This is a genomic window from Vibrio sp. 10N.247.311.51, assembly GCF_041467855.1.
GTDB lineage: Bacteria > Pseudomonadota > Gammaproteobacteria > Enterobacterales > Vibrionaceae > Vibrio > Vibrio coralliirubri.
This window is the reverse complement of the sequence record NZ_JBFSVK010000008.1, coordinates 18,392-35,876: the sequence shown is the minus strand read 5'-3', so window position 1 is coordinate 35,876 and position 17,485 is coordinate 18,392. Positions and strand designations below refer to the sequence as shown.

The following is a 17,485-nucleotide window of genomic DNA, read 5'->3' as shown; positions in this document are numbered from 1 at the left end:
CGAACGCCAACTAAGCAGCTCTTGCAATAACCCCTTAAGAGAAGAAAGAAAAGCCGCAGCCAGAACACCTGCGGCTATTGAAATATTACTTAAAGGTACGCTTGCTCACTTTATCGAGTTTTTTCAAGATTTTATCGATTCGTTCAGGGTGAACCATAAACTCTTGGAAGCCTTTCATGCCTTCTTTTGCCATCGCAGGGTCGGTGTCTCGGTCATAGAATTGAGCCGTACCATCACTGGATGCCAACATCGCGACGCCTTTGTCTAAGAACGGGTCAGACTTCGCTTTAGCTTTGTTGTTGGTTGGAATCTGTAACAGCATCTCATTGATCAGCTGCTGGTTTTCAGCGCGAGCAACAAACTCTAGGAACTTACGAGCATCTTCTTTGTTTTTCGCTTTTGAAGGTATGTGCAGCGTATCCATTGGTGCATCTTCAGACATAGGAATACTTGGGTCGATCACCGGGAACTGGAAGAAATCCATCTTACCATCTAACTCAGCAGGGAAGTTAGGCGTGATGAAGTTACCCATTAGGTACATCGCCGCTTTACCGTTATACAAGAAAGGTTGAGCTTCTTGCCATGAATAAGACGCGTGGTTTTCTAGGAAATAACCAGGTTCAACTAACTCTGCCCAATTAGCGAAGGTTTTCTTCACTCGCTCATCAGAGTAAGGCACCTTGCCTTCCATTAACTGAATATGAAAATCCAAGCCGTTAGTACGCATGTTGATGTAATCAAACCAACCAGCGGCGGTCCAAAGATACTTGGTACCAATCGCAAACGGCGCTACACCATTTTCTTTAAGTGTTGCAGATGCAGATTTCAAGTCATCCCACGTTTTCGGCTCCGCAATTCCATATTGCTCAAAGATGTCTTTGCGGTAGTAGATACCCCATTGATAATACGTGTACGGCACACCAAACTGCTTACCTTGTACTGTCATCGCAGGCGCGGCAGCCGCAAAGTCTTGCTTCATGTTGTTGTCTGCCCAAATATCACTGACATCCTCAAACAGGCCACGGTCAACAAAGGCTTTCATTCGGTTGCCCGCATACCAAAAAACCACATCCGGCGGCGAAGTGACCAACCAATTACGAATCGTTGTTTTATACGACTCGTGATCGTATAAGTTGTACTTCACCGTAATATCTGGGTTTTCTTTTTCAAAGCGGTTAATGATCTCACCCCACGCCTCTTTTGGCGCAGGATCAGAAGCATCTGAGTTGATAACGAGTGTCCCTGCAAACGATGTTGCAGACATGGAGGCAGCGAGCACTGCACTGGCAGCGATATGTTTCACGTATTTCATATTGAGGTCCTTGTTATGGAGCTAAGCTCTCTAAGTCCAATTCCTATTGTTTTATCTCGTAGGGTTGTTCGTGTTTTAGTTTCTCTTCAATGATTCATCCATTTGGGATGTCGGTAGCAATAACGATTTAAAGCCGTCGCTCTTGCTAGATTCGTGTATCGATTCTTATCTCGTGATTTACCCTTTGGTCGCACCTAATGTTAGGCCTGCGATAAAGTGCTTTTGCATGGTAAAGAACAGCACTACCGGTGGGATAGCCGCGACCACGGCCCCCGCCGACATAAACTGCCAAGACGCCAGCCATTGGCCTTGAAGTGAGCTCAAACCCGCAGTTACTGGGCGAACGTCATCACTCTGAACCAGTACTAGAGCCCAGAAGAAATCGTTCCAAATAAAGGTAAACACCAATACGGCTAACGCCGCTAAAGCAGGGCGAACCAGAGGGAGTACGACATGCCAGAATATTTTCCATTCACTCACCCCTTCAACACGCGCCGCTTCGATCAAGGCATCAGGGATCCCAACAATAAAGTTGCGCATGAACAAGGTACAAAAACCGGCTTGGAAAGCGATATGGAAAAAAATCAATGCCCAGTGAGTGTCGTATAAACCGAGTCCAATCGTTAAATCTCGCACTGGAATCATCAGAATTTGGAAGGGAACAAAGTTACCCGCGATGAACATCGCAAAAATCCACACATTGGCTTTGAAGTTGTATTTAGCCAAGGCATAACCAGCCAGCGTAGATAACGCCACGGCACCAGCAACCGCTGGCAATGTGATGATTAAACTATTGATGAGATACTGCCCCATCGACGTTGAGGTAAATACTTGAGTGTAGTTTTCAATGAACTGAATCTCGCTTGGCCAGCCCCAGTAGTTACCTTTGTTGATGTCTTCCATCGAACGAATCGAGGTCATCATTACGGCGATAAGTGGTAATAACCACATCACAATGGAAATAGGCAGTGCAACTCGGTAGCTAATGTTGGTAAAGCGACCGGCTTTTTGAATTGGTTGCGGAAACATTATTTTTCACTCCTTAACATGCGCCACAAGAAGTAAGCGATATAGATATCCATAATCAGAAATAGCACCACAGAAACCGCTGCACCATAACCCATTCGATAGTTAAAAATAGACTCTTCATACATCTGGTACGCAAGTACTGTCGAGCTACCCCAAGGGCCGCCTGCCGTCATGGTCGCCACTAAATCAAATGAACGCAGAGCACCAATCACGGTGACAACCACGGCGATAAAGGTTGCGGGTCTTAACTGTGGAAGCACCACATACCACAACATGCGCCACTTCTTTGCACCATCAAGTCGAGCTGCTTCTAATTGTTCAGGGTCGAGGTTATTCAGCCCCGTTAAATATAAGATCATGCAATAAGAGATCTGAGGCCATAAGCCAGCAGCGATGATTCCGTAGGTCACATAGTCTTCGTCAGCAAGTATCGAAATTGGCTCGAAGCCAAGCGACCCAAGTGCAATATTGAAAAGGCCAAAAGAGGGGTCATAGAACCAAGCAAATACGAGGCCTACCACCACTTGAGAAATAACGAACGGGAAGAAAAACAGAGATTTTACGACACGAATGCCTTTCACTTGTTGATTGAGGAAAAGGGCAATCGCCAAGCCACAGGGTGGCGCAAGCATAAAGAAGATCAACCAAAGGAAGTTATTCGTTAACGAAGTATAAAAAGCATCTGAGTCAAAAAGCTCACGGTAGTTCTCAAGCCCCACCCACTCTTTTTCACCTAATCCATCCCACTCAAAAAAACTCAGCCAAATACTGTCCAAGATGGGATAGATAACATAGAGAGAGAAGATAGCGATGGCTGGTGCCAAGAACAGCCAAGGCGAGACCTTGGAACTGATGCGCCTTTTCTTCTTCGCTGATGGGGTGCGATTTTCTGGGTATATCGTTTTCACAGATTGCTCCATTTCCCAAAATTCCTTGTATTAAAAGCTTGGTTTACTTCTTGGTTAACTTCCATCTGAATTTATAAATCCCAATCAGTAGCTCAGCATTTATAATGATTACGTTCAAATATTAGGCTTATTGATAACATTACGCACAGTTATGTTTTATTTATGTAAACGTTTTCACAAAAATCAGTATAGATCGCAGGATTTATATGACAATGATCAATAAATCATGCGAGGCACCTAACAAATTTCTGATGAAAGCGTATGTTTTAAAGGCAAAGAGATGTAGTCCAACGAAGCAAGGAGAGAGCATGGCTGATATCAGCTTAAAAAAGGTCATCAAACGATATGGTGATATACAGACCATCCATGGTGTTGATCTAGAAATAAATAATGGCGAATTCGTCGTATTCGTTGGACCATCAGGTTGCGGAAAATCAACCCTCTTACGCTTAGTTGCTGGCTTAGAAGAAATCACTGAAGGCGAGATTCATATTGGAGACGATCTTGTTAACGATGTCGATCCTGCTGAGCGCGGTGTAGCAATGGTATTTCAATCCTACGCACTCTACCCACACATGACCGTGGAAGAAAACATGGGCTTTGGCCTCAAAATGAATGGCGTAGCGAAGGAAGTCGTTGAAAAGCAAGTCACCGGTGCGGCAAAGACGCTCCAACTAGAACCTTTATTGAAACGTAAACCGAAAGAACTGTCAGGTGGGCAGCGTCAACGTGTAGCGATCGGCCGAGCAATAGTTCGCAACCCTCGCGTATTCTTATTCGATGAACCGCTCTCGAACCTCGATGCTGAACTTCGCGTCGATATGCGCTTACAAATCGCCAAATTGCACCAAGATCTGCAAAATACCATGATTTATGTTACGCACGATCAAGTCGAAGCCATGACGCTTGCAGACAAGATCGTGGTATTAAGAGATGGTCGTGTTGAACAAGTCGGCTCTCCACTCGATCTATACCACTCTCCTCAAAATGAATTTGTGGCTGGCTTTATTGGCTCACCGAAAATGAATTTCTTACCGTGTGTTGTTAACAGCACCTCAGAAACACACGCCCAACTCGCCGTTAACGGTGTCAGCCAAATTACCCTCCCCTTACCAAGTGATGGATTAAAAGAGGGACAAAGCATCACGCTGGGCATTCGACCTGAACATTTAGAGATTAACAGTGGCTCCGATATCACCATTGAATTTCAAAGTGAGGTGGTCGAGCGACTAGGGAACAGCACTTATATGTTTGGCCAGTCTTGTGGCGTGGATAGCTTTAAGGTACACCTACCAGGAGACCAAGAGGTGACTCGATACCAATCGCTTGAACTGAATTTCTCCTCAAAAGATTGCCACCTATTCGATGATCAAGGGCAACGAATTAACTAGACTTTAAAACGGTAGAGCTAGCTCGATGTCGCTAGCTTTGCCACTTTTCAAACTCACTTTCCGTTCGTTTCAAGCAATCACTTGCTCCCATTTTGTTCCTCTTAATGGCTTATGAAATCCCACTCAAAAATTTCATCACTCTCACTGAAATATTGGGTTCTGAAGACTTATTCGAATTTTATTTATCCTTATTAGCCTTCCGGACATTAATTTGATAGTCGTTTACTAAATAATCGCTAAACTATAGTGTCGCCTACCCCTTTTTTGAGAAAACCTAAATGCCTAATGCTGATTCCACCCTAAATAAACGTATGGGAATCGTTGCGCTCACCTGGCCAATTTTTATCGAAGTTCTTTTAAGAACCGCACTCAACACCAGTGATGTATTCATGTTATCGGGATACTCGGACAAAGCCGTGTCTGCCGTTGGTGTTATTTCTCAGATATCCTTTTTCCTGATCATTGTCTCGACCATGGTCAGCAGTGGTACGGGTATTTTAATCGCGCAATACAATGGTGCCTCTCGCACTCAAGAGAGCGCTCACGTGGGTGTAGCAAGTATCATTCTGGCCATTATTGCCGGTGTGTTACTGAGTGTGATTGCTGTTCTTGTTGCTGAATATTTTATCCCGCTTTATCAACTCGAACCTCAAGTCGAACAGTATGCGCAAGAATACCTGTTCATCAGTGGTGCTCTCACCTTCAATGTAACCATAGGTGTGGTTCTCACCACTATTTTGCGCAGTCATGGCTATTCAAAGTCACCGATGGTGATCAACATGATTGCAGGCGTTATCAACGTATTCGGTAACTACTGTGCCTTATATCAACCTTTTGGTTTGCCTGTATACGGCGTGCAAGGAGTTGCGACCGCGACCGTCATTAGCCAAGTGATAGGGATGTTGATCTTGATTGGTGTGGTCAGAAGCAAAGGTATTGATCTACCAGTGAAGCAGTTTAAATCTGTGCCGAAAGCCATCTATCAAAAAATCATGAAGATCGGCTCGATGAACGCCGGAGAAGTGCTATCTTATAACATGGCTCAGATCAGCATTACCTTCTTTGTCGTGCAGATGGGCACCTCTTCACTGGCTGCGTTTACTTACGCACAAAACATCGCTCGCCTCTCTTTTGCGTTTGCACTGGCGATTGGTCAAGGCAGCCAAATCCAAACAGGCTATTACATTGGTAAGGGTTGGATCGACGAGATCACCAAGCGCGTGCAACGCTACTTTGTGGTTGGCTTTATCGCCTCAACCGCGATTACCTGCATGGTTTATGTGTTCCGTTTTGAAATTCTCGATCTGTTCACTCAAGATCCAGAGATCATTGCGCTAACTGCTGCACTGATTGCAGGTTCCATCATTCTTGAAGCTGGCCGAGTATTTAACCTGATCTTTATCTCTTGTCTAAAGGCCGCTGGCGACATTAAATTCCCGATCAAAATGGGTATTCTCAGCATGTGGGGCATTGGGGTTGCCATGAGCTATTTGCTTGGCGTTCACTGGGGTTATGGCGTATTGGGTGCATGGATGGCAATCGCGATGGACGAGTGGTTCCGCGGAATCATCATGGCCTACCGCTGGCGAGCTAAGAAATGGACTCGATTCTCGTTTTAGACTTTTTAGCCTTCCATTTATCTTCACAAGATCGAAAAACGCCGCTCCTATTTCCAAAGAACGGCGTTTTTGTTTTTAATTGCCCGAACTCATCTACGCGATCGCAAGTGCTTTCTTACGCTTTGCTAATCGGCCAAAAATACCGACTAACATCACGATGCCACACACACCGTAAACCTGCATGATGGTTGGATCATCAGAGACAAAGCCCACATCAGAGAACATCACGTAAGCACCTAATACCATGTAGAGAATGATAGCCGAAGCCTCGAAACGGAACGCCCAAGGTGTCACATCAATATTCTCATTGACTGGCATCACGTACTCAGATTCACGCGGCATAAAGTAACCAATGATGAACATCAACGCAGTACATACCACGAACAGAATCGCCAATTGATGTAGGAAGTGAATCGGTGTTTTAAATACTAGCTGCATTGCTGCGTATGAACTTACAAACACCACCAACGCCACTTTCGCTGCTACAGCTGGTACACGTTTAGAGATATAGCCGACAAACACGATAGTGAAGATTGGCACACTGAAGAACCCCGCCACCATTTGTAGATATTGGAACAGACCTTCTGGCGCATACATGATGAACGGTGCGATACATACCGAGATAATCGCAATCACGACACCAAAAATACGCCCTTTACCCACTAGCTCTTCGTCCGTTTTACCTTGTCCGAATAGCGGCTTATACACGTTCAATGCAAACAGAGTCGTTGAGCTATTCAACACACCATTAAACGTACTCAAAATCGCACCAAACATCACCGCAACGAAAAAACCCACCAACGGCTTAGGCAAAACTTCATTAACTAATCGGGTGTACATGGTGTCTGGATTACCGGCATCAGCACCAAACATATGGAAAGCGATGATGCCTGGAATGATCAAGAACAGTGGAGAGATAACCTTAATCGCACCAGCAAGGATGACCCCTTTCTGACCTTCTTTCAGGTTCTTAGCACCTAATGCGCGTTGAATTATGGATTGGTCAGTACCCCAGTAATACAAGTTCACCAATAGTAGACCTGTGAACAATGTCGAGAACGGCAGTGGATCGCTTTCTGTACCCACAGATTGAAGCTTCTCTGGCGCGGCATAAAGCAGAATATCTAAGCCAGCACCGAAACTCCCCTCGCCCAACACCATTAAACCAAACACAGGGATCATCATGCCGCCGACAATCAAGCCTACGCCATTAATGGTATCTGCAATCACAACCGCCTTTAGGCCACCATAAATCGCATAAAAGAAGCCAAGTAAACCAATCGTCGCCGAAATTAGTGCGATTGAGCTAAACTCTGAAATATTCAGCAGAGCCTGAACATCGAAGATTTCACCCAAAACAACGGCGCCCGCGTAAAGTGTGGTTGGCAAAATATTGATCACGTATTGGCACAAGAAAAGTAACGTCACAAACTTCTTCACCGACATGTCGTAGCGGCTCTCTAAGAAGTCGGGAATGGTGGTGATGCCTTGTTTCAAATAACGAGGTACTAACATCAAAGCGATGATCACCAAGGTGACACCAGAGGCCACTTCCCACCCCATAACACTCATGTTGTGGGTATAAGATTGTGCGCTCATGCCCACGAAACTGGTTGCGCTCAAGTTCGTTAAGATAAGTGAGCTGGCGATTAAGCCGCCGGTTAAGCTTCTTCCGCCAAGAAAGAAACCATCTTGTGAGGTGTTTTTGTCATTTTTCACTTTGTTGTAGGTAAACGCGACTACAAACCCAGTAAATAACAAAAATGACAGCAGAACTGTAATAGACATTTTGTTTTCCTTAAGTTGAGTTATTGCGGCAGCAATACCTCGCTGCCGATTATAATTTTTATATTTAGATTTTTATTTGTAGGGGTACTCAGGGTCAGAGATTCACATCTTTTTTAGATGTACAATCAAGGCTGACTCCGGGTCGAGAATAGGTAAGGTCAATCCAATCTCTTTGAGGTTATCGCCGCTTAAAGTCAGTGTTTTATCTAACCATTGAGGGCGTTGCTTCATGAGTTGGAAACTGGTTTGTGGCATCTCCACTAACTTCACTTGATACAGCGCACTGTCTTCCACGCAGCTAATACGAAGTGGTGATGGCAGAGCATATTCAGGCATCGCCAACTGACACACGGTGATCAGCATTTCATCATCATTTTGCACCCCATAGATGTTCTGGTTTTTGTCCGCAGGATCCATGCGGAAGCTGCGGCCTGAGTGCAGAATATGGCGGAACTGTTTATGTAGAGCGATGTAGTGAGAGAAAGCTTGTTTCTCTTGTTGCGACTCTTTAACCGGATCAAGCTCAACGCCCATGTGTCCCATCAAAGCGGTGACACCACGCATATTGATACTGTGACGACGATTGGTTGAGTGACACTCAGCAGGGCCAATGTGCGCACCCATCACTTCTGGAGGGAAGAAGTAACTCATGCCTTTTTGAATGGCTTGGCGTTCCAATGCATCGTTACAATCGGATGCCCAGAATCGATGTGTTCTCTTTAGGATTTCAAAATCAATGCGACCACCGCCTGATGAGCAAGATTCAATCTCGACCTTAGGGTGTGCTTGATTCAGTTGATCAACGAGACGATACAAGGCTTGAGTTTGACCATGCACCGCCGCCTTACCTTGGTGGCCCGGCTGAACTAATTCACGGTTCATATCCCACTTTAAGTAGCCGATATTGTACGTAGTCAGAAGCGCATCAAGGCGAGAGAACAAGTAGTCAAAGCACGCTTCATTCTGCAAGTCTAAAACATACTGCCAACGACCAGAGGGTTGATGATAACCTTGTAAACCTAGTACCCAATCAGGGTGGTTACGGTATAGGTTTGAGTCTTGGCTGACCATCTCAGGTTCAACCCACAACCCGAACTCCATGCCCTGCTGGTTAACGTGTTCAATCACAGGTTCTAAGCCATTTGGGTATTTCACTTCATCAAGATACCAATCGCCTAATGCCGTTCGTTCACCATCACGACCAATAAACCAACCATCATCAATAATGAATCGTTCAACACCCATCGCACCGGCTTCGGTTGCCATTTGCATGATGTATTCCGGTTTATGGTCGAAGTAGATCCCCTCCCAAGTATTCAAGTGCACTGGACGAGGTTTATCGGTAGGGAATTGAATAATGTTGTCACGAACAAACTGCTGAAAACGTTGAGCAATACCGTTCAAACCAGAATTGCTGTAACAGCCGTAGAGCCAAGGTGTCTGGTAAGTTGCCTCTGGTTCTAGAATCGATTCACCCGCTAGCAATAGCTCTCCTGCCTGAACAAAACGGCGGCCATCACTGCGGACATCAGCACGCATTTGGTGGTTGCCACTCCAACCTAAATGGAAGCCCCACACCAAACCGTTCTGCTCTGAGAAACCTTGCGTTCCTGCAAACATGCCAGGGAAGTTTTCATGTGAAGTACGGCCGCGACGGTTCTCTTGCATGAAGCCACCATGCTCAAAGCGCTGACGTTGCGTTTGGAACTCATGACACCAACGACCATGGAACGTCATCAATTCATTGGCGTGGTTTGGCAGCGGCAACGTTGATGACAGCTTATTTAAATAGTATTTACTGTCCCCTTTATTGGTTACTGTGACGCGCTTTTGAACCACATCAGATTCGTAATCCAGTTTAATTTCAACCGTCAATTCAAGCTTAGACACGGTGTCTTCTAGAACAAAAGTAACTTGCTGATCCTGAGCTTCTGCGCGGACGGTGTTAAAAACGGGAGCCCAATCAAAACCATCACGATGCCCTTCTATTCCCGGCGCATTAAAATGACCGCTACCCAATTCAGGACAAAGAGAAAGCGGCACATCGACATCAAGGCGTGCTTGAGAGATCGGTCTCTCGGTTGATAACAAAAGATCTTCATCAATACTGGCGATCTTAGCGCCCCAGTGAAGAACCTCTGGAGTACGGCCCGATTTGATGATCAAACTGTGGTTTTTACTTGTTAGATGAATAAATTCGCTCATAGCCAATCTCATATTGTTTTCGTAAACATAAACTAAGATTAATAGTGAACTTGAAGACTGAAATTAGTACTAAAATGGCTAAATAACGTGATCCAAAAACACCTATTCGTTGCTAAAATTTGCACAAGATCGACTGTTTTCGGAAACATATTTAATGTTTCAAATGACATTTTTTTGAAAGGGAGCAGAGTTTCATTTCGCTAAATTGGATAAGCTCATCGAACGACGGGAATATTCGATGGACGGTGTGATGAGTGTAACTTTTAAAGATGTGGCGAAGCTGGCTGGCGTATCGACTCAAACAGTATCAAGGGTGACGAACGGCTCGCAAGATGTCGCAGAATCCACTCGAAACAAAGTAAATGCCGCGATAAAGAAGCTTGGATATGTGCCCAATAAAGGTGCCCAAATGCTCAGCCGTTCCAAGTCCACCAGCATAGGATTAGTGACTCTCGATATGGCCTTACACGGCGCCGCAATGATCGCCAATGGTGTGCGAATGCAGGCTCACGATATGGGGTATGGCACCGCTTTTTCTGTGGTATCAGAACCGAACCTCACCAACACCCGCGAAGCCATTCGTGAGCTGATCGCCCAACAGGTCGACAGCATCATTCTCAATGTGCCTTTAAAGAGTGCAGACGCCGAATTGCTGGTAGAACAATATCAACACTTAAACCTCATCTTCATTGATGTCCCTTCTAACAGCCAAGTTAACTATATATGCGGCGATCATGCCGAGGGCGCAAAGCTGGCGGCTCAACATCTTATTGAAAATGGTCGCAGTGAATACTTGTTGATCAGCGGGCCTAATGAGTCCAGTGCCTCACAAATCCGTCTTCAGAGTTGGTTGGGTGTGTTATCAGATGCAAACTGTCAGGTACAGTTTAAACATCAAGGAAACTGGCAAGCAGAAAGTGGCTACCTTGGCATTCGAGACGCCGTCGCGAAACAAATCCAATTTGATGCTGTGTTGGTCGCCAGTGATCAAATGGCATTAGGGGTTTTACGCGCACTGCAAGAACTGCAGATACCAGTCCCTGACAAGGTTGCGGTCGTCGGCTTTGATGGCATTGAAGACAGCGCATTCTTCAATCCGCCTCTTACAACCATCAAACAAGATTTCACAAAAATAGGCCAGCAAGCAGTGAGACTTGCAGAGAAGCTCAACGCCAACTCGCAAGATGCCTTGTTACAACACCATATCGAAACCACACTGCTTGCGAGAGAAAGTAGCCAATCTAAGGTGACTGCCAATTATGAAAAACAAGAGATTGAAAAACTGCTGAAGAGGATTCAGAGCCTATTACCAGAATCCAACTGAAAGAAAAAAGCGCTAGGGGGAGCTAGCGCTTTTAAGACCAACTAAGTCCGTTTAGCCTGGTAGATTTTTAAGCTATATCATGAGGATATAACCAATTTTTTTACTTAGGTAAATCAAAAAGCCTATTCTTTACGACTGCTTTGAGTCGTAAATTAAGTATAGTCGGGTTCTTATAATAAACCGTATTTTTCTAAAATTAATTCATATGAATTTGACGATTAACCGACACAATAAACTATTCGGAAATCACAGATGAGATCGCATTAGTAATCAGCTTTCTAAGTAGTTTATTTTTATCATCTAAATGCTTTGCCTTTCTATAAACAAGCTGGATATCAAAATCTGGAACATCAATTGGTGGCTTCACAGCGAGTAAGGTTTCTTCACTATCTATATCCTTGCGCGCGACTAGCTTGGGGACAATACACAATAGTTCTCTACCACGAATGAGCCGCTTAACAGTTAAAAAATTACTCGATGCAATCGCCACTTTTCTCGTATAACCGAGTTCCGCTAATTTAATGTCTACGCCCGTTTTTAGAGAACCATTGGGGGAAACTAATGCATGCTCGACAGACACAAATGTCTCTAGCGACATCGGTAGTTCAACACCAAGCACTGAGCTATCAAGTAAGCAAACATGCTGCTCGGTGTAGAGTTGCTCAATACCAAACAGCTTAGGCACCTCTCCAAAACTACCGATCGAGATATCCAGCTTTGCCTCTTCAAATACTTGCTGATAGTTGCTTCGATTAACATTAAAAAATGCGACTTGAGAGTTTGGTGAAGCTTCTTTGATCAAATCGAATATCATTGGTCCAAACATCTGCTCTGCGTAATCCGTCAGCCCTATTTTCCAGCTCCCTTTGAAACTCTCGGTCTCAAAACGTTTAGATAATAGAACTTCAGACTGGATGGTATTCAGTAGCGCGTCCACGGTGCTTGATAGTTCAATGGCTCGGTCGGTCGCCTCCATCTTGCTACCTACACGCTCAAACAAAGGGTCATCAAACAACTTTCGTAGCCTTTGTAAGCTATGGCTCATCGCAGATTGGCTGACATAACAACGCTCAGCAGCCTTACTCACGCTATTCGTTTTATACAAAGCTTGCAGTGCAATCAACAAGTTAAGGTCGATCCCTTTCCAATTAAAATCAGCCATACCAAATAACCCATTTCATTCATAGTTATAATTAAAACAATTAATTTGAATCATAGTTCAACTCCACCTAAATTACGCTAAACATTTATCTGGAATCGATCATGCTTTCAATTTTTAAAACCTTTTTCTGGCTTGGCTGGATTAGCTTTGGTGGACCAGCAGCACACATTGGCTACTTCCGTAAAACCTTTGTTGAGAAACTGAATTGGTTGTCCGACGAAGAGTACGGGCAGATTGTCGCTCTTAGTCAATTCCTACCGGGCCCAGGCTCAAGTCAGGTTGGCTTTGCGGTTGGCTACAAGAAAGGTGGACTAACAGGTGCTATTGCTGCATTTGTCGGCTTCACTTCCCCATCTGTGATTCTGATGCTGATATTGGCGTTAGTCAGCAACCAGCTATTGGAAGCACCACTTTTCAATTCAATCATTCACGGGCTTAAGTTATTAGCGGTAGTGGTTGTGGCTGATGCTACCTTTGGTATGTACAAGAACTTCTGCCAATCGAAGATAGCGACCGCCTTATGTGTGATTACCGCGATTGTACTGCTACTGATTCCAGGCATCTGGCCTCAAGTGTTAGTGCTTCTATTTGCAGCGATGGTTGGCAGTAAGTTCTTGACGTCTCAAGAGCTAAAAACGACACCTTCAACACAAAAGATATCGGTAACGCCTCTCGTGATTTTTGTTGCTTTGCTGGTTGGCCTGCCTCTATTCAGTGCTTACTCTCAAGGTATTGAAGTGTTTGGCCTGTTCTACCAAGCAGGTAGCTTAGTATTCGGTGGCGGCCACGTGGTACTTCCGTTGCTACAAAATGGTATTGGTGACCAACTGTCTCAAGATGCCTTCCTAACAGGTTATGCAGCAGCACAGGCAGTACCAGGGCCTATGTTTACACTTGCGACTTACTTAGGTTATGTATTGATGCCATCGGCACCGATCACAGGCGCACTACTCGCAACGATTGCGGTGTTCTTACCGGGTTTCTTATTACTACTCGGTGTGTTGAAAAACTGGCAAGCAATCGCGAGTAAACCTTTAGTGGCTGGTGCACTTACAGGTGTGAATGCGGCGGTTGTAGGTTTGTTACTGGCAGCGCTATATCAACCGATTTTCACAAGCGCAGTGAGTAGTGGTTTAGACTTCGCTTTGATCATTGTTGGTGTGTGGTTATTGAAAACCGTGAAGTTACCTATTGTAGGGCTTGTCGGATTATTCATGGTCTTTGGCGCAATGACAGGTTTAGCAGTCTAAAAGATTTATTGTAAGAAGTGAGCGAGTCGCTTGCTTCTTACTTCTTTTCAGAACTAGAATCAGGCTTAATTCCGTGAAAATTGAAGAATAAATTGCAGTCAATAAGAGGCACAAAACTCATCGGCCAAAATGATTTTTGATGTTCAGGAAGATAGTACCTTAAGAACGCAATTAGATTATTACATGGATTTACATGCTCTCTTGCCATTATATAATCGTAATTCCAACCTTTTGCCAGACCTTGCTTCCTCGTCGTACAGTACCGACCAATCTTCCATGCTATTCCAGGATCAGTAGGAATCAGAATCGAAAGAGTCCCTCCGGGCTTTAACACTCTTAACCACTCTTTGATAACTAAATGGGGCTCATACAAATGTTCCAATATATGAGTTGCAATCACTCGATCAAAGCTATTATTTTCAAAGTTTAATTGCCTAGCATTGGTCACATCGAAAGTAAGTTTATCGTAAGAGTTGATATGATTGAGCTGCTTTTGGGCCAACTCAAGCGCCGCAGCATCACCATCACTTACAATATATTCATCAAAAGTGTGATTAACATGCAGTAAGTGTTCACCCGTTCCGGATCCCACTTCTAACACTCTCGAAAAGTGTTCACTTTCACCAAATGGCTTTTCGCACGCTACATGGCCAGCTCTCATCACATAACCCGTTGTATTTCCGCTGTAAACCCGCTCATCATATTCGTCACTGAATCGAGATAAATAGTTGAGCCATTCTTTATCTTCGTCCTTACTTATTCTCATACCTGAACCCTATTTTGATAGCTTGTGATCGTGACTTCTTAATATTGAGAGGATCCTCATCTCTCGTCTGCCGCGCGACACGTTGTCGAGTATCAAGCCGCAAAAGAAAGACATCACCGCGATAAGTGCAATTGAACTAGACAGAATAGCTGTTGGGACTCTTTCAACGAGCCCGGTATCAATAAAATCGATAATAACGGGAATCCCTAATCCCAATGAGATAAAGCAAAGCAACACCGACAAAGCACCGAAAAAAAACATCGGCTTTACGTCTCGTAGCAGGAACAAAATAAAGTTGAGGATTTTGATCCCATCACTCAATGTATTCAGCTTACTCGCCGTGCCTTCAGGCCTTGAGTGATAATGAGTGGGTACTTCTTTGATCGACATATTATGGTGCAATGCATGCACGGTTAATTCCGTTTCAATTTGAAAGCCATCACTAAAAATTGGAACTGTTTTAACAAACCTATGGCTCATAATTCGATAGCCAGAAAATACATCATTCAATTGCGCATTGAATGCCAAGTTAATCAGAGATGAAAACATCTTGTTCCCAAGGATATGTCCTTTAGGATAAGCCATTGAAGTTCGCTCGCGACTGCCAATGATCATATCGAGCTTTTCATTATTTAGTTGGTCGATCAGCTCGGGGCATATTGAGGCGTCATAGGTGTCATCACCATCAGCCATCACATAGATATCGGCGTCGATATCAAAAAACATCCGCCTCACAACCTCCCCTTTACCTTGACGCGGCTCATGTCGCACAATCGCCCCAGCTTGTAACGCCTCGTTGACCGTGTTATCGGTTGAATTGTTGTCGTAAACATAAATGGATGCATCAGGTAAGGCTTGTTGAAAAGACGTCACGGTTTCACCAATGGCTCCGGCTTCGTTATAACATGGGAGTAATATTGCTACTTTCTGTTTATTCATGCTCACTCCTTACTTTAAAAACTCGATAACCATCCTCAATTCCATCATATATAACGTCTAACCAAGCCGGAATATTATCCCCATGAAGCCTTCTAACTAAAGAGTCCTCGCTTCCAGAATCCTTTAGGAGAGTTAAATGAGGGTCATTACCGATCAATATGTAATCAACCTTTTTATCGACTATTTTGTTTCTTGCTAGAAGCATGTCCTCTTCTAACATCACTTCGATTAAAAATTGGTTACCCACAATATTTCTATGATAAGGCGCGGCGATTATACTGTTGTTCGTTTTGGCCAATACAGGTGCACCCGTTTCTATTCCTGAAAGAATTGTATGAGAATTGATACCGTTATCTTTTAGCACCTTAAAGATGACTGGTAACTTATCGGTCTCATCAAGTTTGGTAGTCACTTCCTCTACTGGAGAAAAAGCGAGAATGACAAACGCTAACGCCAATGGAGTACCTGAGAAAATAATCAGCACTTTCAGTAGTGAATACCTAACGTATTCAGACACTTTAATTACAAAATATGCTTGAAAAGGTGCCGCTAAAACAAAACACAACCTCATAACTCTAATCTGCCAAAACATCGCAAGAGCTAAATTAAACATAAAAATGAGATACAAGATTGCACAGTGCGAGTTTTTATTTCGAAAGAATGGATACAACATTGCGGGAACTAATAGCAACACATAATTATCCACTGAAAAAAAGCCATTCATTGCGATGTATGTTGCGACAGATTTAGCTTCGGCAACTTGATCAAGCCAATACAGCTTTAGTGTCGGTGGGTAATAAATAAACAAAGCACTGGTAAGTGAGGGGTAAAGAATAACAACCGGAAGTAAACACAACAAACCAAGAAAAACAAACAATAAAAATCTTTGAGTTAAGTTTTTTCTATTATTAGTCAATCGGTTGTAAGCATTGACAAACACCCAACCACTAAAAAAAAGAATGATGATAATAAATGAGATTTCATCATATTTAAAAGTAAAGAACTCATCATAAGGCCTATTTAATAAAACAGCACAAGCTCCAAAAATCGAACAAGTTACGTATAACTTAGAGACATAACTAAACCACTCGTCACGAATGAAGCAGTAATACACTGTATAAATAATTAAGGAAATCATAAACAACAAAATATTATCCATCCCAGTCCATAGAGATAGAGGTAGGAAAACGGCCTGAGCATACACTCGCCATGATTGCCTTAGGTTGTCGATAGAAGTCGGTGTTACTGATAAGAAGAGCGTTGCTAAAATAAGTTGAATATTATGATGGTCAATAGAACCAGGTAAGAAGTGTATTATTGCAGGAGAAAAAATAGCAAACATAGTGCTGATAAAGCGGTACTTAGCGCCTAAGAAACGCTCACACAAATAAAAGCACGATAACGCGAAGAACAATAAATAAAGCAAAGGGACAATAGAAATCGAGATAGCATAAGCAAGACTATCACCAACCATAAATAGCAATGGGAAAGCGATCAAAGAGAGCATTAGATCAGGAAATCGAGACCAATGAATAATAATACCATCATCGGCATTGAAGTTGGTCATCGGCTCTAGGTACCAATGGCCGTTCTTCATCCACTCTTGAAACTGGACAAAACGCATATAGTCGTCATTGTCATTCAAGTTGAGTATTGAAACGCTTTCCCACTTATAGATAAATATCACTGTGGCACAAACTAGCCAAAGACCAGAAATTACAATTATATCTTTATTAAAGCTTTCGCTTTTAGGCAATATGAATATCCTTTTCATTGAGCCAAAATCAAATCC

13 protein-coding genes are annotated in these 17,485 nt (G+C 43.6%); 4 read left to right on the top strand and 9 right to left on the bottom strand.

The features are described 5' to 3' along the window. Nucleotides 1–85: 85 nt before the first annotated feature. The 3 genes from AB6E85_RS09425 to AB6E85_RS09415 all read right to left on the bottom strand — a co-directional run bounded on the left by AB6E85_RS09425 (nt 86) and on the right by AB6E85_RS09415 (nt 3,261). A complete protein-coding gene (locus AB6E85_RS09425; protein ID WP_050649667.1) occupies nt 86–1,312 on the bottom strand; it encodes an ABC transporter substrate-binding protein in 1,227 nt (408 codons plus the stop codon). Nucleotides 1,313–1,489: 177 nt separating this feature from the next. Further along, nucleotides 1,490–2,341, bottom strand: a complete 852-nt coding sequence (locus AB6E85_RS09420; protein ID WP_050644910.1) for a carbohydrate ABC transporter permease — start codon at nt 2,339–2,341, stop codon at nt 1,490–1,492. Beyond that, nucleotides 2,341–3,261, bottom strand: a complete 921-nt coding sequence (locus AB6E85_RS09415; protein WP_050619981.1) for a carbohydrate ABC transporter permease — start codon at nt 3,259–3,261, stop codon at nt 2,341–2,343. The genes AB6E85_RS09420 and AB6E85_RS09415 overlap by 1 nt, the downstream gene beginning before the upstream one ends. Nucleotides 3,262–3,557: 296 nt before the next feature. Between AB6E85_RS09415 and AB6E85_RS09410 the strand changes: the two genes are divergently transcribed. Then, nucleotides 3,558–4,640, top strand: a complete 1,083-nt coding sequence (locus tag AB6E85_RS09410; protein ID WP_193841559.1) for an ABC transporter ATP-binding protein — start codon at nt 3,558–3,560, stop codon at nt 4,638–4,640. Between the two features lie 278 nt (nt 4,641–4,918). Beyond that, a complete protein-coding gene (locus tag AB6E85_RS09405; protein WP_248366611.1) occupies nt 4,919–6,259 on the top strand; it encodes an MATE family efflux transporter in 1,341 nt (446 codons plus the stop codon). Nucleotides 6,260–6,352: 93 nt separating this feature from the next. On the opposite strand, the gene AB6E85_RS09400 is transcribed toward AB6E85_RS09405, so the two are convergent. Further along, nucleotides 6,353–8,047, bottom strand: a complete 1,695-nt coding sequence (locus tag AB6E85_RS09400; protein WP_372142409.1) for a solute:sodium symporter family transporter — start codon at nt 8,045–8,047, stop codon at nt 6,353–6,355. A 102-nt stretch (nt 8,048–8,149) separates the two neighbouring features. Continuing rightward, a complete protein-coding gene (locus AB6E85_RS09395; RefSeq protein WP_372142408.1) occupies nt 8,150–10,252 on the bottom strand; it encodes an alpha-galactosidase in 2,103 nt (700 codons plus the stop codon). Between the two features lie 250 nt (nt 10,253–10,502). Between AB6E85_RS09395 and AB6E85_RS09390 the strand changes: the two genes are divergently transcribed. Then, nucleotides 10,503–11,576 (top strand): LacI family DNA-binding transcriptional regulator, encoded by a 1,074-nt coding sequence (locus AB6E85_RS09390; RefSeq protein WP_372142406.1) that lies wholly within the window; start codon nt 10,503–10,505, stop codon nt 11,574–11,576. Between the two features lie 235 nt (nt 11,577–11,811). Here AB6E85_RS09390 and AB6E85_RS09385 read toward each other — a convergent pair whose 3' ends face one another. Beyond that, nucleotides 11,812–12,738, bottom strand: a complete 927-nt coding sequence (locus AB6E85_RS09385) for a LysR family transcriptional regulator (protein WP_333009549.1) — start codon at nt 12,736–12,738, stop codon at nt 11,812–11,814. Between the two features lie 101 nt (nt 12,739–12,839). On the opposite strand from AB6E85_RS09385, the gene chrA reads away from it, so the two are divergent. After that, nucleotides 12,840–13,988, top strand: coding sequence for a chromate efflux transporter (gene chrA / locus AB6E85_RS09380; RefSeq protein ID WP_050649673.1), 1,149 nt, complete (start codon nt 12,840–12,842; stop codon nt 13,986–13,988). Nucleotides 13,989–14,025: 37 nt separating this feature from the next. Here chrA and AB6E85_RS09375 read toward each other — a convergent pair whose 3' ends face one another. From AB6E85_RS09375 to AB6E85_RS09365, 3 genes are read right to left on the bottom strand one after another with little or no spacing between them, the layout of a single operon-like run. Further along, entirely contained in the window at nt 14,026–14,754 is a 729-nt protein-coding gene (locus tag AB6E85_RS09375; RefSeq protein WP_048612274.1) for a class I SAM-dependent methyltransferase, read from the bottom strand. A gap of 9 nt (nt 14,755–14,763) precedes the next feature. Beyond that, a complete protein-coding gene (locus tag AB6E85_RS09370) occupies nt 14,764–15,693 on the bottom strand; it encodes a glycosyltransferase family 2 protein (RefSeq protein WP_372142404.1) in 930 nt (309 codons plus the stop codon). Then, entirely contained in the window at nt 15,686–17,467 is a 1,782-nt protein-coding gene (locus AB6E85_RS09365; RefSeq protein WP_372142403.1) for a hypothetical protein, read from the bottom strand. The genes AB6E85_RS09370 and AB6E85_RS09365 overlap by 8 nt, the downstream gene beginning before the upstream one ends. Between the last annotated feature and the right edge of the window lie 18 nt (nt 17,468–17,485).

Bases quoted from the DNA above. Each gene is read 5' to 3' on its own strand.
- AB6E85_RS09425 (WP_050649667.1), bottom strand. From the start codon at position 1,312: ATGAAATACGTGAAACATATCGCTGCCAGTGCAGTGCTCGCTGCCTCC.
- AB6E85_RS09420 (WP_050644910.1), bottom strand. From the start codon at position 2,341: ATGTTTCCGCAACCAATTCAAAAAGCCGGTCGCTTTACCAACATTAGC.
- AB6E85_RS09415 (WP_050619981.1), bottom strand. From the start codon at position 3,261: ATGGAGCAATCTGTGAAAACGATATACCCAGAAAATCGCACCCCATCA.
- AB6E85_RS09410 (WP_193841559.1), top strand. From the start codon at position 3,558: ATGGCTGATATCAGCTTAAAAAAGGTCATCAAACGATATGGTGATATA.
- AB6E85_RS09405 (WP_248366611.1), top strand. From the start codon at position 4,919: ATGCCTAATGCTGATTCCACCCTAAATAAACGTATGGGAATCGTTGCG.
- AB6E85_RS09400 (WP_372142409.1), bottom strand. From the start codon at position 8,047: ATGTCTATTACAGTTCTGCTGTCATTTTTGTTATTTACTGGGTTTGTA.
- AB6E85_RS09395 (WP_372142408.1), bottom strand. From the start codon at position 10,252: ATGAGCGAATTTATTCATCTAACAAGTAAAAACCACAGTTTGATCATC.
- AB6E85_RS09390 (WP_372142406.1), top strand. From the start codon at position 10,503: ATGAGTGTAACTTTTAAAGATGTGGCGAAGCTGGCTGGCGTATCGACT.
- AB6E85_RS09385 (WP_333009549.1), bottom strand. From the start codon at position 12,738: ATGGCTGATTTTAATTGGAAAGGGATCGACCTTAACTTGTTGATTGCA.
- chrA (WP_050649673.1), top strand. From the start codon at position 12,840: ATGCTTTCAATTTTTAAAACCTTTTTCTGGCTTGGCTGGATTAGCTTT.
- AB6E85_RS09375 (WP_048612274.1), bottom strand. From the start codon at position 14,754: ATGAGAATAAGTAAGGACGAAGATAAAGAATGGCTCAACTATTTATCT.
- AB6E85_RS09370 (WP_372142404.1), bottom strand. From the start codon at position 15,693: ATGAATAAACAGAAAGTAGCAATATTACTCCCATGTTATAACGAAGCC.
- AB6E85_RS09365 (WP_372142403.1), bottom strand. From the start codon at position 17,467: ATGAAAAGGATATTCATATTGCCTAAAAGCGAAAGCTTTAATAAAGAT.